Here is a 15,066-nt window from a genome sequence, read left to right on the forward strand (position 1 = left end):
GAATAAATCCAGCATTTTCCTTCAAGGATTGAAACATGAAGAAGTCTATTTCTAAAACTTTTATTTTTTATAAAAAATTACATATTGTGTTAATTAGTACACAATACCCATATTCATCACTCGAATTAATATAGTATAAATACAATATTATAAATTTTAGGAGATGAATGAACCATAGTGGATAATTTTAATAAAAATATCGATATGTACCCTATCAAAAGCCAATGGCTTTTTGGAATCAACAAAATTGCTCGGCAGTTAGACCAAATAAAATCGCGAGAGCTAAGAAATAAAGTAATTGAAAATTTTATTAATACCAACCACGAATATTTTCATAACTATATAAATAGAGATGAAGCATACTTATGGGATATGATTAAAAATGAATTAATACACAAATCTCAACAAGTAAGTTTGGATTATATAAACAAAAATTTTTCTCAATTAAAAGATGTGTTTATACAATGGGATTTTGACATTTTGAAAATTGGAAAAGAATACGTTTTCGAAGCTGATTTTCATACTATAATTTTAAATATTAATAAATTTCCGAAGGATTTATATATATTTGATGAATCAGTGAATTGGATGATTATCCAAACCCATGAGTGTCTAAATATAAATGGAGACAATTGGATGATTATTCAACTTTAATTAACTGCGTAACCAGATAAAAAAAGCTGTCCCCAACTGCAAAATTGCCTGCAGGGGAACAGCTTATTTCCAATTCGAGCCATGATAACTGTACTTACATAGCTTTAGTCAGCTTAATCGACCAATCCATGTCGTTCCATTCTACGTCCCAGCCGAGCAGCTCGGCAATGAAACGAAGCGGAATTACTGTTCTGCCATCTTTGTTGATAAATACTTTGGTGCCGATGTCTTGTTTCACTCCATTTACTTCCATGTAGTCTTTGCCTACCCAGAATGTCAAGGTATCGTTGCCAGCCTTCACCCAAATAGTCCGGGTACCATCTTCCCAGATGACCTCTGCTCCAATGCCTTCACTCAAATAACGAAGGGGAATAAATGTCCAGCTCTCCCACATAAAAGGGGTTGTGTCCATTTGGGTCACTTTATCGTTGATTTTCAATTCGCTGCTGTTGATTTTCATCCAGACCGTAGTCATGCTGCCAGTATCAGCAGGCACCTGGAACTTGTCGTTGAATTGCGTAACGATGGCATCGCCCAACACTTGACCCACTCCGATCAAAAGCTTGTAGGCTTCACGGAACGTCTTGTAGGCTGCATCGTAATTTCCAGCCACATACTCGTCAAAGGCTTGCAGAACTTGGGCTTCGTGAGTGCGAACCGCATCTTGGGCGGCTTTTGCTGGCAGGTTTTCGGCTGTTGCCGCACCCAGGAATCCGCCGAACTCTATGACAAAAGCTTCTACTCGCTTTTTAGCTGCTTCACGAGCCTGTAAATCGCCTTTCTTTTGTGCTGCGGCAATACTGCTTTGAGCGTTAATATGGTCAGTTACCCAAATTTTCTCGAATTGGTTCGCTCCTTCAGCCCCATAGATAGAGCTAATGGCAGCTTTGAAATCAGCTGTATGTTGTGTTTCAGCCCAAATCAGGGAAGGGAAATCCTTAGCGCCTTCATATTCCTTCTGCATTTCCATGGTGGCCAAAGCAACGTGCTCTGAAGCCAGGCTGTTCAGCGCCGATCTTAGATCTGCTGCGGGGGTATCCGCTTTGGAGTTTTTAAATTTCTCGGGCATTTGGGCTACGATAGCGACCGATAAAGCTTTACTGATGCTGAACATCGTTTTGAAGCCTTCACGGAATGTTTCGTAAGCTGCTTTGTAATCACCTTTTACATAGGAATCAAATGTATCGCGAACTTGCTTTTCATGCAGTCGAATGACATCCTCGGCAGCCTTTTTAGGTAAATGACCTTCTGTGGCAGTGGCCAAAAAAGTCGAGAATTCAATAACGAAATCCTCTACCTCCTTATCGACTTCCTTAAGTGCGGCCTGGTCGTTCGACTTCGTCGCATTTACGATATCATCCGTGTAGTTATTATGATTCCTGAAGATGCGATCAAATTCAGCCGCTCCGGCCTCCCCATAAATGGAAGCAATAGCAGGCTTCATGTCCAGTGCGTTCTGGTTCAGTGCATCAAATACCGCTTTGGAGTCTGCAGCCCCGTCATACGCCTTCGTCATGGAGGTAACCGCTAATACGAAATGCTCGGATAAGAGATGATCCAGGCTTGCTCTTAATTCCACCGCTGGAGTATTGACTGTTGCTTTCGGCTTTACCTCCGCATTTGCCAAGGTTGGAAACAGTAATGCCAGGCTGAGAACAGGGACTAGTAATTTCTTAAGATTCATCTTCTAATTCACTCCTTTTTCTGTTTTCATTTCTTATCGTTTTTGATCTTCACTTATACTAACGCGATAACTTATCGATTGGATCACTTTGAAATCTAAAGTATGCTATTTTTTATTTGTGGACAGAATGGGTCTATAAGATCTTCCACTACGAGGTACCTATGAACAATAGTAAATTAGCACAGCGTCATCAAGATATATTGAAAGAATTACCTACTGCCATCGATGTCAGGTCACGCTGCATTTCTAACGGTGAATTTGAAATTGAGCTGGTATATTTAACGTCCCTCTGCGACGAACTGAACATTTACAAATATGTGATCAGACCCTTTTTATCGTGCACAGATGTTTCCACCTTGGAGGTTATACTGAACTCCTTGCCAGAATGTCAAGAGGGGGGCGGGGATAAGAGTCTTTCGCAAAAAATGCTGCACTCGCATGTCATTATTTTTGTCATGGATCAGATTTATGTATGGAAAGCCAATCACTTATTCAATGATCAGCCGATGGAAAGCAATGTGGAAATCACGATTCAAGGTCCACAGAAAGGACTTGCAGAAAATAACGCAACAAATCTGAATCTGATTCGCCATGAGTATACTTCTTCTTCATTGAATGTCCAATACCGGTATGTAGGTGAAGTCACTCAGCGTGAGCTAATGATTATTAACGATGAGAAATACTGCAAGCCAGGAACATTAGATGCGGTTATAAAAAGTATTTCTAATATTGACATCTCTATGGTGCAGTCGATGGGACAGTTGCAAAAGCTGATGCTGCGCAAAAAATTAATGTTAATGCCAACCATGCTGATTACAGAGCGGCCGGATCGTATAGCCAAATGCCTGGAGCAAGGAAAAATTGTGCTGTTAATGCAGGGTATGCCCTTCGCCCTTGTTACTCCATCCACATTCTTCGAACAAATGTCGGCCATCGACGATGCCTATAATCCTTATTGGTTCACCGCCTTACTTATCATGATGAGGTATCTCTCGGTCATACTTACCATCACACTGCCTGGACTGTATGTGGCGATTATTTCCTACAACCCTGAATTGTTCAGGATTCAGTTGGCCTTTACAATTGCCGGAAGCAGGGCTGTAGTCCCTTATCCCTCCTTCGTGGAAGTTATTCTTATGCTGTTCATGATAGAAGCGCTCGTTGAGGGCAGTATTCGTCTGCCAAAATCGATCGGACAAACAGCAACTACGGTAGGGGGTCTCATCTTGGGACAGGCCGCTCAGCAGGCAGGATTAGTCAGCAGCATTATGATTATCGTCACTTCTGTTGTGGCGATTTGTAATTTCATTATCCCGATCAATGCGCTCAGCTACTCGATTCGTTTTTTGAAATATCCGTTAATTCTGTTTGCCACTTTTCTGGGCTTGGTTGGCCTCGTCGGGGGCGTGTTGATTTACATTATTTTATTAGCTAATTATAGAAGCTTTGGCGAGCCTTACCTTCAACTCCCGATCAAGCTTCGTCAAAGAGGAAATGAAGGAAGGTGAAGCTGTTTGCTGCGATATTTTTACTACAATATGGTACTGGTTATGCTGATGAATATTATGATTTTCGTGCCTTCTATCTTAATTAAAGACCGCTATGACGGGGCTATGATGTCCATGCTTGTGGCCATTATGATCGGCGTCCTTATGACCCTTGCCTATATGTACGCGTTCAAAGCCTTTCCCGGACAAGGCCTTCCAGAGATCCTGTCCGGTCATGTATCAAGGTGGATCTACACCCCTATCCTGGCCCTTTTTGGACTGATCCCATTTATTTATGGATTGCAGGTTTTAGTGGGCTATAGCGTACTGATCAACCGGTTCATCACCCCAGATATAGAATTGTCCCATCTGCTTCTGTTTACTTCGCTTATTGTCTGGTTTGGTGCCTCCCGTTCTTCCAAAACGGTTCTGATCATTTCCGAAATCATCTTGGTCATCAACCTGCCGCTAGTCTTACTTATTTTGTTTAAAGCACTCACTGGGGACGAAATGAATTGGGATGCGGTACGAACCATCTTCCATCATACCCGGTTTTCTCCTACCTTCAGAGGCGTTTCAGCCGCTACCTTTATATTTGCCGGGACAATCATTATGACCATCATGAACCGTCTTTTCCAGGTAAACGATATCATCAGATTCAAATGGCTGATTCCAGTCGTGGGTACGCTTACTTTGCTAACCAGCTTTTTTATTCCAATTGGATATCATGGTACTGAAGGCGTCGCTACCTTTGTTTACCCTTGGATTACCACTTCCGATTCCATGTCTATGGAGTTCGGCTTTATTGAACGCGTGCTGTTTATTTTTTCCATTATGTATCTGAACTTATCTTTGCTGTTTAGCATTGTCATGTGGCATATTAGTGCAGAACTGCTGAAGGGCTGTTTCCCGGCAAAAAAACCGAATTTCGATACGATCGAAACACCGGTATTCACGAATATCGTGTGCGGTATATTTGTCATCGCTTCTTACTTTTATGCTTTTTTATTCAAGGAGCTGCAATTTTTCATGATTGGTGAAGGAGTGCACAAGCTGCGATTCATTACGGACATAGGTCTCATACTGCTGCTATTGTTCTTAACCCGGAGGAGGAAACAAGCATGAGAATACTAATTGTTATTTGGGCTGTTTCTCTTTTATTATCGGGATGCAGCTTCTCCTTCAAAGATATCGACAAACGATTTTTTGTAGTGGCCATGGGAATTGATAAATCCGGAAATCCAAAAAGGCCCTTCAAAGTTTCATTAAAATTAGGCATCCCAACCTCCGAGGTGAATGTCGATGAAGATAAGTTCATTGTCATTCAGGAAGAATCGGAAACGATTGCAGAGGCCATCCGGTTGTTGAAAACAAAAGTGGATAAGGAGCTTGATCTTGGACATACCAAAATATTTATATTAGGCAAATCTCTTGCCGAAACGGATGTGACCGAAACGCTTGATTGGCTGGTGCGAAGAAGAGATGTCCAGCTCATCTCCTTTCTGGCGGTTGGAGACCCTGATGCCGCAAGCCTTCTGAATGTAAGCCCCAAATCGGAGCGGTTTCCGGCCAATACATTATTTCTCACCTTTTCGCAGGATGGCGTGCAATCCTCGTATATTTTCACGGAATTATTATTTGACTTTTATCGCAGAACGAGTGAAAAAGGATTGGATCCTTATTTACCTATTATCACGACTAAAAATAATTTATTCCAAATAAAGGAAGTCGCACTTCTGGACAAGCAAAAAATAAAACTGAACCTGACGCCCGATGAAACGCAGCTGCTGGATATATTCATAAAAAACGGTTTTCACAAGTTCTCGCTAAAGCTGAAAACCGAAGAAAATTTGCTGGCTATAGCCGTAACCAAAACTAAAGGGCACTTTTCCTTTACCGGCGATAGTGCCAATCCAACGCTGCAAATTCATGTCACGATCAAAGGTGTATTAGAGGAGACCAAACATCCGCTATGGGGAGAAAAGCTGGAGCCTTATCAACAAGCGATCGATCAAGAGATTGAGGCGCAGATAGAGCGTTTATTTAAAAAGATGATAAGTGCGGGGGTTGATCCTGTCGGAATCGGCTTGCATTACCGGGCAAGCCGGTATGTGTCTGATAAAGATTGGGAGGGTTGGCTAGCCCGTTATCCAGAGCTGCCGATAGAGGCTCATGTCGAAGTTAATATTAGCAGCACGGGCGTTATTAAATGAGTATCCAAAGAGTAATAAATAATACTACAAGTATCAATCATAAAAGAAGTACGTATTAATCGGATGCTGGGATTTCCAAACGCTATCATATTCCTCAGAAATATGACGATACTCCCTCGCCTTTTTCCGGTAATGCGATGGAGTCGTTGATTTCAGCCGTTTAAAGCTTCGTGAAAAGTAGTGTTCACTCTGGAAGCCCGTTTTCTCCGCGATCTCCTTGATACTAATCGTTGTATAAGCGATAAGCTTGCATGCTTTTTCAATTCTCCTGGACAACAAATATTGATTTGGGCTCATGCCCACATGGCTTTTGAATACGCGGGTGAAATGCTCGTGAGACCAATTCACAGACTGCGACAATTGTTTAACAGAAATCTGTTCAGGAAGATGACTCTCTATATGATGGAGCGAGGCTTGGATCTCAATAGGAAGCTTGTTGACATCGGGCTCCGTTTTGTCCGAGAATAGTTTCGAAATTATGACGAGCAGTATGGAGCTGCACCTTTCCCTCCAGCCATAATCCTTTTTTGATGAAATATGAAGCAGCTCACTTAATAAATCTACAGTGATGCTGTTATTTTCCAAGGTGAATAAGCTTTTTTGCGGCCAATTGGGCAGCATTTGCTGCAGCAGCAAGCCTGGGTGAAAATGAACAAATTGATGCCGCATGCTCTGGCCACCTGCTAACTGATAATACTGATTGACCCCCGCAGGCAGGAGGACTATACAAGGCTGATCAATAAGAAACTTCTCCTGCCCGCTCGTATAATGCAAAGTTTTGGGATTCATAAAGTAAATGATTTCATATTCTTCAAGTATGCGCGGACCTACCTCAGCACCAGGTGCAAAAACGAAGTCTCCCGCCACCAGGAGCTCAGGCAAATAATTGGATTGCAATGTCACCATATCTGTCATCTCCTTGACTCCCTCTGCCAGCAGCAATGCAAGTAGCCCCAACTGCACTCGGTAATAATGGATGGCAAATGGGGTACATGCTCGCTCATTCCCAATAGATCAGGTCAAATAAACCTCTTTACCAGTTCTGGCTGATTCATAAATCGCGTCTAGAATTTTAATCATATCCAATCCTTGCTCAGGTGTAAATAGCGGCTCTGCATCATGCTTAATCACATCGACAAAATGATACAGATTGGCTCCATGAGCATCCTGAGAAGCTTCAATTTGCGGATGAATATCGCAAAGCACACCTTCCAGCTCCGTATAAAGCTTGATATCATCATTGACCAGCTTAAATCCGCCTTTGGTTCCGCGAAGCTCTACAAAATTGCTCTCTTCACCAATATTCGATGCCCAGCTGAATTCCAGCTGCAGAGAAGCCCCATTATCAAAGCGGATATATCCGTTAGCCAGATCCTCCACATCAAAGACACCTTCCGATTGTGTTTCGCCAAATTTGCTGTGCTCAGAATCGGAAATTGTGGATGCCGCAAATTTACAATACGTAGAACCGCTAACCGAAACTGGCTTTGGATTGCCCATCAGCCAAACCGTCAAATCAATCATGTGAACACCCAGATCAATCAGAGGTCCACCGCCGGAAAGCTCTTTCGTAGTGAACCATCCACCTTTGCCCGGAATTCCCCTTCTGCGGATCCATCCGCACCGCCCTGCGTAGATATCCCCCAAATGCCCTTGTTCGGATACCCGCTTTAAAAATTGGCTTACAGCACGGAAGCGGTTATTTCTCATCACCATGAGCACTTTACCGCTGCTCTCTGCCGCCTGCTTCATCTTTAATGCCTCATGTTGATTGACGGCATCCGGTTTCTCACAAAAAACATGCTTGCCCGCATTCAGGGCAGCTATCGCGATTTCCGAATGATACAGGTTAGGAGTACAGATATCCACAGCGTCAATATCATCACGCGCCAGAACATCTCTATAGTTTTCATAAACTTGCTGAATCCCATGCTCATCGGCTATGATTTGTGCTTTAGCTGGGATAATGTCGCATAGAGCTACAATCTCAATATCAGCATGCTTCAGCAACGCAGGTAAATGGACGTGTTTGAAAATACCGCCTGTTCCAATAACACCCAATCTAAGTTTACTCAAAATGAACACCTCGGGCTTTCCTCGTTTAATTTAGCAACGAATATGGATACTTGACAATGGGTACTTATATTGGAACTTAAGCTTGAACTTAAACTGGACCTTAAACTTGTACAGGCACTGGCTCTTGAGATGGCCATGGACCATAACTCGGTGCAGGAATGATTAAATCAGGAACCGGTGCTGCCCAGCGCACACTGTTGGCAATAATACGAATTACATTCGCATTGTGGTAGGTTGGATACGTCTCATGTCCCGGTCTGAAATAGAAAATCTTCCCATGTCCCCTGCGGAACGTGCAGCCGCTGCGGAAAACCTCTCCCCCCTGAAACCAGCTCAGCAGCACGAGCTCGTCCGGTTCAGGAATGTCAAAAACTTCCCCATACATTTCTTCCTGCTCCAATTCAAAGAAACGGTCAATCCCCTGTACAATCGGATGTGCCGGATTTACGACCCAGAGCCTTTCTTTCTCATCAGCTACCCGCCAGAGCAGCGAGCAGGTCGTTCCCATCAATTTCTTGAACACCTTCGAATAATGTGCGGAATGCAGCGCTATGAATCCCATTCCTTCTAGAACCCTTTTATGTACTCGTTCTACAATTTCATCCCGAACCTCGTCATGAGCAGTATGTCCCCACCAGATCAAGACATCCGTGTTCTGCAACAGCTCTTCTGTCAATCCATGTTCCGGCTGATCCAGCGTTGCCAGCGTAATGGAGAAGCCTTCTGGCTCCAAGCCTTCCGAGATAGCCCCATGCATGCCGCGTGGATAAATCCTTGCAACAGTTTCATCATTCTGTTCATGCCTGTTTTCATTCCAAATGGTTACTCGCAGCATCCTATATTCCTCCTGAGGTTTCATTATCCTCTTCATTATAGAGACGAGGAGCGGGTGTTGACAATGCAGCCAAAAGAACATAACTTGCACAAATTTGATATGGGAAAGACGCCTTGCGGCTTCCTTTGATATGCGTGTTCTTGACGTGGGAGTGTTACGGAGGGAAGGGATGTGTGCTCCAGCCGCTGTTAAAGATTTGTGCCCTTGAATGGAAAAGATAGGGGATTGGAACAAATCTTTAAAGGCGGACGCTTCCGCTCTTCCACCCACATCCCTTCCCTCTCTCAGCTGCAAAACGCAAGAACACCAAGCTCAAACGGACAGCCAGCAGTCGTCTGACTTTTGATGGAAAGGGATAATGACTAATGTACACACCATTAAAACCAATCAACTCTAGCCCGATCATTACACGGCCAACTGTCCCTCGGTCATTACACCAGCAAAAGCCGGAGGCTTCAGCCTCCGGCTTTCTGTCTGATTATTTTTTGACGAGCTGAACATCGTCGATATAGATGACTTCTCCAGCAGCAAAGCTGAATAATTCTAGCCCCATATTAACGCGATGCACTTGTTTGCCGTTAATGACTGCGGGAATTTCCCCCTCCCATTTCAGCTCTGTCCATTCGCCGCTGCTCACTGTCGCTGCTTGAGTCACCGATATTTTCTTGTCAATTTGCTCGTTGTTCTCATCGTACATCTCCAGCATCAGACTGATCGTTCCAACAGATGTCGAGCCCGCCGGCGTATAGAAGTAGCCTGTATATTCATAATTGCCATAGTCGGTCAAGTACAGCTCTTGAAGTGGCCATGCCACTGGCGCACCGATCACCTTGAGGCTGTGGCTTCCACTTCTGGCTTGTTCATTACTGCGCAGTAACTGCGCACCTCCACTGCCTAAGCCGATATAGAGCCATGGCGCAGCGTCATGCGCACTGGCATAGCCAAATTCGAAAGAGGCATTCCGGTTCAATGGCGCTTGCGGGTCCGCTGCTATGATGACAATGTCACTTTCCAATGAAGGCCCCCCTTGATACTGAAGCTGATACTGAACACTTTGCTGAGCAGCAGCTGGAGCAACAGGCGGTACAGTCAATGTGGCTGTTCTTGTTGCTGCCTCCCACGTTATTGCAATAGGCTGTATACTGACTGTTGCAGCACCATCCACTATAGGTGTAACAACAAAATCTGCTGCACTCGGTGGACTTGCAGGCGCCCCGCTCAACATCGCTTGAATAACGCCGTTGTCTGCCTCTACATCTGTTGCCAGCACCTCATCTTCCGGGCTCCATTCTTTCAAGTTAAAGTCATCCGCGTATACCCAGCCAGTTCCAGGATTCTTATAGATGACAATGGTGGCATTTGAGAAGTTATCCGGAGCTTTAAAACGCACCGTGTATCTTTGATATTGATCCGAGTCTACGGTTACATGGAATCCCTGGAGTCCTATCCCGGGAACCTCCCAGAAATTAATTCCCAATAAATTTGTTTCTGCCTTGGAACCCGTCACTTTAGCATAGAAAGTCAATTCATAGGTTTTGCCGCCTTCGATGAATACTGTTTGTTCCCTGCTGCTAGTATTCACTTTCAGAGCCCAATCCCCCGAGTTGGCATCCTCCGTGAATTCCGCTACCGTATCCGGCCAGTCATGCCATGCAGCCATCCCCTCTTCAAATCCAGGGTTCCTAACACCTGTTCCATAAGTTGCGGCAATAAGTGTGTTTACGAAATCCCTCGTCTTAGAAGAAGTGTCTGATGCTGCTGCCAACTGATCCACTCTTTCCCTTGTATCCCCAGACGGGTGTTCAGATATCCATGTTGCGATTGCCTGTAACTGCCTGTTCGATACAACGCCCCAATCCAATACCACATCAGCGTAAGCATGGGCGTACAAATCATTGCCGGCGAAAGAATTTACAAGTTCAAATCGTGCTTCCATTCTTTTTATTTTTTGAATGGCATCTTCCAGAAGCACCATGGCCTCGCTTTCAGCGGCAGGGGCAGTTATCGTTTCATTTTCATCAGGGTAACTTAAGAACGAAATATCATAATATTCAAACATAGTAAGCAGATCCTGAGCACGTTTTTTCTGATTATCTGTCTCTGCTTTGGCAAGTACGGACTCAAGCAGTCTGCGACTCTCCGTCATTTGAGCTTGTGAAACTCCACCTAAGTACGTGGCCGTGAATACGGGCATAAAGTTGGGTCGCGGAAAATTATTTTTCCAGTTGTGAAACCAGCCATTATTGAATATTTCATGTTCCCAGAAATGATTCCAAAGCTCGTAGTAAGCCTTCAAATCCATTGCCGCAGATTTGCCTACTGCCCTTTCATACCATTCATCCAGCAATGCATTGGCGTCCTGCGACGGATCCCATTGCAGCTTGGTCGAGAGCCATGCTTTCGGTCCTTCTCCAAAATTCGGATAGAGCTCACTGTAGTACGCCTCGACGCCTGCATCAGCAGCATACCGATAGCTGTCTGCCATTAAATTAAAATAGGTTCTTGGCAATACATACGGAGTTCCAAATAAATATTCATAAAATGCGATTGTAGCCCCTGTTTCTACCCAGGATTGTGTTAATGCTTGCCCTTCTTGGCGCAACTGCTCATCTCCCCAGGACATGCGATCATCGGTTATATAAATAACGACTCGCGGATCCAATTGGATGTTAGCCGGGGCATCATATACGTTGTAGTAGGCGTAGGCACCTAGTTTTTTGTCCGGGTGTACCTTGAACACACCTTCTGAAACTTCTTTTACCCATTTGAAGTAAATATCCGATAGATCTACCATCCCGATCGAATTAATTGCATCAGGACCAGGGTAATCTGGATGATTCGGGTTTGCTTCACAGAAATTTGTGGTGTCATTTATACCTATAGAATAGGAAGTCGCCTCTGGATCCTGGTCAAAGTAGTCAATAATAGTAGCGATAGACTCCTCAACAATACCTTCAGCATTAAAACAAGGCTGCCATGTATGAATTTTGGTCAGATCCGCACCTTCTGGATAAAATTCCGGGTTGCTATCCTTGTATTTCCAAGTTGGGAGCAAGTTAAACAAATTATGTGCAAATTCTACACTCCCATGAATCCGATTCTTCCTCTTCCACTCTTCACGCACGACATTGCCTGTAGTTTCGAAAGTTCGGGAGAAAAAGGCTGGATTCTGAATCACCTGCTCACCAGCAGGAACCGATAGATTTGTATGCTGCGGTATATCCTCCCAATCCCCGGTAGGCATTAACCAGCGTATTCCCACATATCGTTCCAAAAATTCCGTAACACCAAACTCTGTTCCCCATGAGGTTGGACCTGCAATTGTAAGCTTGTTTCCGTTCTGATGAATAACAAAACCGTCACCATTCAAGTTCTGAAATAGCGTCGACTGTTCTTGTAAGCTCAAGCCAGACTTACCCACATAAACAAGGGTTTGAGCGGTTTCTAATTGCGATGCAGCTGAATCGGGCAGATGAGTCCTCTGATTACCTTCCACGTTTTTTTGCTCTGCAGATATCACAGATAAATCCTCATCATTGGACGAAGCCACATTATGCGTATTTTTCATCATGAATCGAACATCGTCAATAAATACATGCTCCTTGTTCACGAAATCAGATAACTCTAGTCCAACAATCAGTTTTTTAACTGGCATCCCATTGAATTGTTGAGGGATATCAACTTCCCATTTCATCTCTGTCCATTCGGCTTGACTCGTTGTCGCATATACTTTTATATGTTCTTTTTTTATAAGGAGCTTGCCGTTCGCGTCCAGAAGTTCAGCAAACAAGGTTAGTTTTCCAGAAGTCGTGGAAGCAGCTGGGGTGAAAAAATAGGCTGAAAGCTCATATTCCCCGTACTGATTCAATTCTAATTCCTGATTTGGCCAGGCAATTGCCGTTCCGCTCGCTTTCAAGCTATAGCTTCCGCTTCTCGCCTGTTCATTACTGCGCCTCATATCAGAGGTCCCAGAATGATTGCCATAATATCTCCAGGGCTTGGCATCTTCAGGGCCGATGAAAGGTATTTCAAATGATGAATTCAGGTTTAAAGGTTCATTAGGAGCCGCTTCAACCGTAAATTTTTCGCTATCTACCGGTGTCCCTTTATTGTAACTGACTTGGTACTGCACAATTTGCTGAATTCCTGCAGCAACAATGGGAGGCAGGCTTAAGTTTGCCGTCTTTGAATCAGCATCCCAAACCACATTGCTTGGGCTTATATTCGCACTTTTATTTCCATTAATGATCATTCTAATGCTGTAATCTGCTTTAGTCGGCACTAAGAGAGGCATTTCATGATGAGTCATACGAATAACGCCATTCTCCACCATCAGTTTATCTGTCTTGGAATCATCGACCAATAATTCTAATTGTGCACCTGTTGATTTCTTTACATATTTGATTAAATCATCGGCTGCTTTCTTTGTCTGTTGATCTGCATCTCCAGAGATAACCACTGCCGCGACAGGATTACCATCTTTTACAATCGCAAGATCGTCAGAATCTGGCGTTGGTGCCGGTGTTACTGTTGGCGTTGGTGTCACTGTCGGCGTTGGCGATACTGTTGGTGTTGATCCCGGTGCTGGTGTGCGGCTGTCTTTGGTAACCAATACGGTATCGATCGTGGCAGAGACTGTTACCGCAAAGTTAACCTTAATCGGCCATTTGCCAAGCACTACACCATTCACATTCAGAACTGCTAATTCAATCGTTCCTTCCCCTGATACGTCAGCCTCAGAATCAAAAATCATGTTGCGAACAACCGTACCCAAGCCTAACTTAAAACTTGTATTTCCAGCCTTATTCCATACTTTCTCGAAATCGCCAATTAGCGTTACTATGCGATTATTGTTATTCCTGGTTAGACTTGCGTCAACATGAAGAAAGCCATAACCGTCCCCGGTTAATTTTTCTTCTTCCAGTATGCCACCAGAGAGCATCTTTGTTTCTGAGATTTTTGATGCTCCCGATGTTACAATACGAATTTTTGAATCCCATTTATCTACAAACAATGTCCCTTTAATTGAAGAGTTTTTGATGATAATACTATTTTCGCCGCCACCCCGTACATACATATTGCCTTGTACGATGACATCTTCAAGCGTAATATCCCCTTGTCCTGCTCCTTGCGTAATAAATAAATCCCCAGTAATGACGTTATTCTTGAGTATAACTGCATCTGTGTTGATAACCATATTGCCTGGAGCATCTTTAGTGTGTGTCCCTTTATTCTGGATTAAAATCCCCATCGCATTATCCAAAAGCTGGATGACCTCTGCCCTCGAGATATTACTTTTTGGAGAAAATGTATGATCTTCTCTTCCCTTAACCCATCCTTTTGCATACAACGCTTCAACAGCGCCCTTGGCATAAGAAGCTATGCTGCTTTCATCTTGAAAGCGGTCTGTTTTCTGTCCATTGGCACTAAGTTGAAAAGCTCTGGCGACTATTACTGCGGCATCTTCACGAGAAATATACTTGTTAGGCTCAAATTGGTTGTTACCTACCCCTTGAATCAAACCGGCCGTATAAATCTTCGCGATATCATCTGCATACCATGCGCTTGTTGGTACATCCTTAAACGAATGCTCCAACTTCTCGGTGAATGTAAACACCCTGTTAATGAAAGTAACGAATTCTCCTCTTGTTATTGCTAAATCAGGCATATATCGATCTTCTCCGTATCCGATCAGCAGCCCATCATCCAGCCATTTATTCATGACGGGATAGGCCCAATGATTCAGAGGCTCCGAAGGCTTCCCATCATCAGCAGTTGCTCCTCTTGCAGCGGTACTGAATGGCAAGCTAGTAGTAAATAAGATACAGACAGACATAAATAGAGAGAGCACATAGGTCATTTTTCGGCTCACGCAGTATCAACTCCTTATTTTTTATGAAATTATGATTTCAGTCTTATCCTTCCTCGATGATAGCGCTTACATTCAAGCTGTCAGGCTACCAATATCGCCATCTGTGATCCAAGTATCAGCGATTTCTAAGCCCTTGTACCCGTTTCAAAAAAGTCCAGAATCGCTAGACATGAGACATCCAATATTTAGTAACCCCACACTTTCATCTCTTTTACTCTCTCATGTCTACAGCCGCGTTCTTCTCT

9 protein-coding genes are annotated in these 15,066 nt (G+C 43.8%); 4 read left to right on the forward strand and 5 right to left on the reverse strand.

The genetic code is table 11. From position 1 onward, the window contains the following. The first annotated feature begins 177 nt into the window (after nucleotides 1-177). On the forward strand, nucleotides 178-654 hold the full coding sequence (locus tag J2Z66_RS26715) for a hypothetical protein (protein ID WP_209975799.1): 477 nt from the start codon (nucleotides 178-180) through the stop codon (nucleotides 652-654). Between the two features lie 94 nt (nucleotides 655-748). Here the strand turns inward: J2Z66_RS26715 and J2Z66_RS26720 are convergent, their stop codons facing one another. Continuing rightward, nucleotides 749-2,338 carry a copper amine oxidase N-terminal domain-containing protein gene (locus J2Z66_RS26720; RefSeq protein WP_209975800.1) on the reverse strand — a complete coding sequence of 530 codons (1,590 nt, stop codon included), beginning with the start codon at nucleotides 2,336-2,338 and terminating at the stop codon, nucleotides 749-751. Between the two features lie 161 nt (nucleotides 2,339-2,499). On the opposite strand from J2Z66_RS26720, the gene J2Z66_RS26725 reads away from it, so the two are divergent. Genes J2Z66_RS26725 through J2Z66_RS26735 form a run of 3 tightly spaced genes read left to right on the forward strand, consistent with a single transcriptional unit; the run spans nucleotide 2,500 to nucleotide 6,038 of the window. Continuing rightward, nucleotides 2,500-3,846 carry a spore germination protein gene (locus J2Z66_RS26725; RefSeq protein WP_209975801.1) on the forward strand — a complete coding sequence of 449 codons (1,347 nt, stop codon included), beginning with the start codon at nucleotides 2,500-2,502 and terminating at the stop codon, nucleotides 3,844-3,846. Nucleotides 3,847-3,852: 6 nt separating this feature from the next. Beyond that, nucleotides 3,853-4,950, forward strand: coding sequence for a GerAB/ArcD/ProY family transporter (locus J2Z66_RS26730; RefSeq protein WP_209975802.1), 1,098 nt, complete (start codon nucleotides 3,853-3,855; stop codon nucleotides 4,948-4,950). Then, nucleotides 4,947-6,038 carry a Ger(x)C family spore germination protein gene (locus tag J2Z66_RS26735; RefSeq protein WP_209975803.1) on the forward strand — a complete coding sequence of 364 codons (1,092 nt, stop codon included), beginning with the start codon at nucleotides 4,947-4,949 and terminating at the stop codon, nucleotides 6,036-6,038. Before J2Z66_RS26730 ends, J2Z66_RS26735 begins: the two co-directional genes overlap by 4 nt. Nucleotides 6,039-6,071: 33 nt before the next feature. Here the strand turns inward: J2Z66_RS26735 and J2Z66_RS26740 are convergent, their stop codons facing one another. From J2Z66_RS26740 to J2Z66_RS26755, 4 genes are all read right to left on the reverse strand, one after another. Beyond that, the gene (locus tag J2Z66_RS26740) at nucleotides 6,072-6,944 is read right to left on the reverse strand and encodes an AraC family transcriptional regulator (protein WP_209975804.1); all 873 of its coding nucleotides are present in this window, start codon (nucleotides 6,942-6,944) and stop codon (nucleotides 6,072-6,074) included. 108 nt (nucleotides 6,945-7,052) lie between these two features. Continuing rightward, nucleotides 7,053-8,114, reverse strand: a complete 1,062-nt coding sequence (locus J2Z66_RS26745) for a Gfo/Idh/MocA family protein (RefSeq protein WP_209975805.1) — start codon at nucleotides 8,112-8,114, stop codon at nucleotides 7,053-7,055. A gap of 100 nt (nucleotides 8,115-8,214) precedes the next feature. Further along, nucleotides 8,215-8,949 (reverse strand): ThuA domain-containing protein, encoded by a 735-nt coding sequence (locus J2Z66_RS26750; protein ID WP_209975806.1) that lies wholly within the window; start codon nucleotides 8,947-8,949, stop codon nucleotides 8,215-8,217. A 478-nt stretch (nucleotides 8,950-9,427) separates the two neighbouring features. Further along, nucleotides 9,428-14,821, reverse strand: coding sequence for a DUF4838 domain-containing protein (locus tag J2Z66_RS26755; RefSeq protein ID WP_209975807.1), 5,394 nt, complete (start codon nucleotides 14,819-14,821; stop codon nucleotides 9,428-9,430). Between the last annotated feature and the right edge of the window lie 245 nt (nucleotides 14,822-15,066).

Origin of the sequence: Paenibacillus eucommiae, from assembly GCF_017874215.1 — a bacterium.
Classification (GTDB): domain Bacteria; phylum Bacillota; class Bacilli; order Paenibacillales; family NBRC-103111; genus Paenibacillus_AI; species Paenibacillus_AI eucommiae.

Excerpts from the sequence above, each read along its gene's own strand:
- J2Z66_RS26750 (WP_209975806.1), bottom strand. The coding sequence starts at position 8,949 with ATGCTGCGAGTAACCATTTGGAATGAAAACAGGCATGAACAGAATGAT.
- J2Z66_RS26735 (WP_209975803.1), top strand. The coding sequence starts at position 4,947 with ATGAGAATACTAATTGTTATTTGGGCTGTTTCTCTTTTATTATCGGGA.
- J2Z66_RS26720 (WP_209975800.1), bottom strand. The coding sequence starts at position 2,338 with ATGAATCTTAAGAAATTACTAGTCCCTGTTCTCAGCCTGGCATTACTG.
- J2Z66_RS26740 (WP_209975804.1), bottom strand. The coding sequence starts at position 6,944 with ATGGTGACATTGCAATCCAATTATTTGCCTGAGCTCCTGGTGGCGGGA.
- J2Z66_RS26725 (WP_209975801.1), top strand. The coding sequence starts at position 2,500 with ATGAACAATAGTAAATTAGCACAGCGTCATCAAGATATATTGAAAGAA.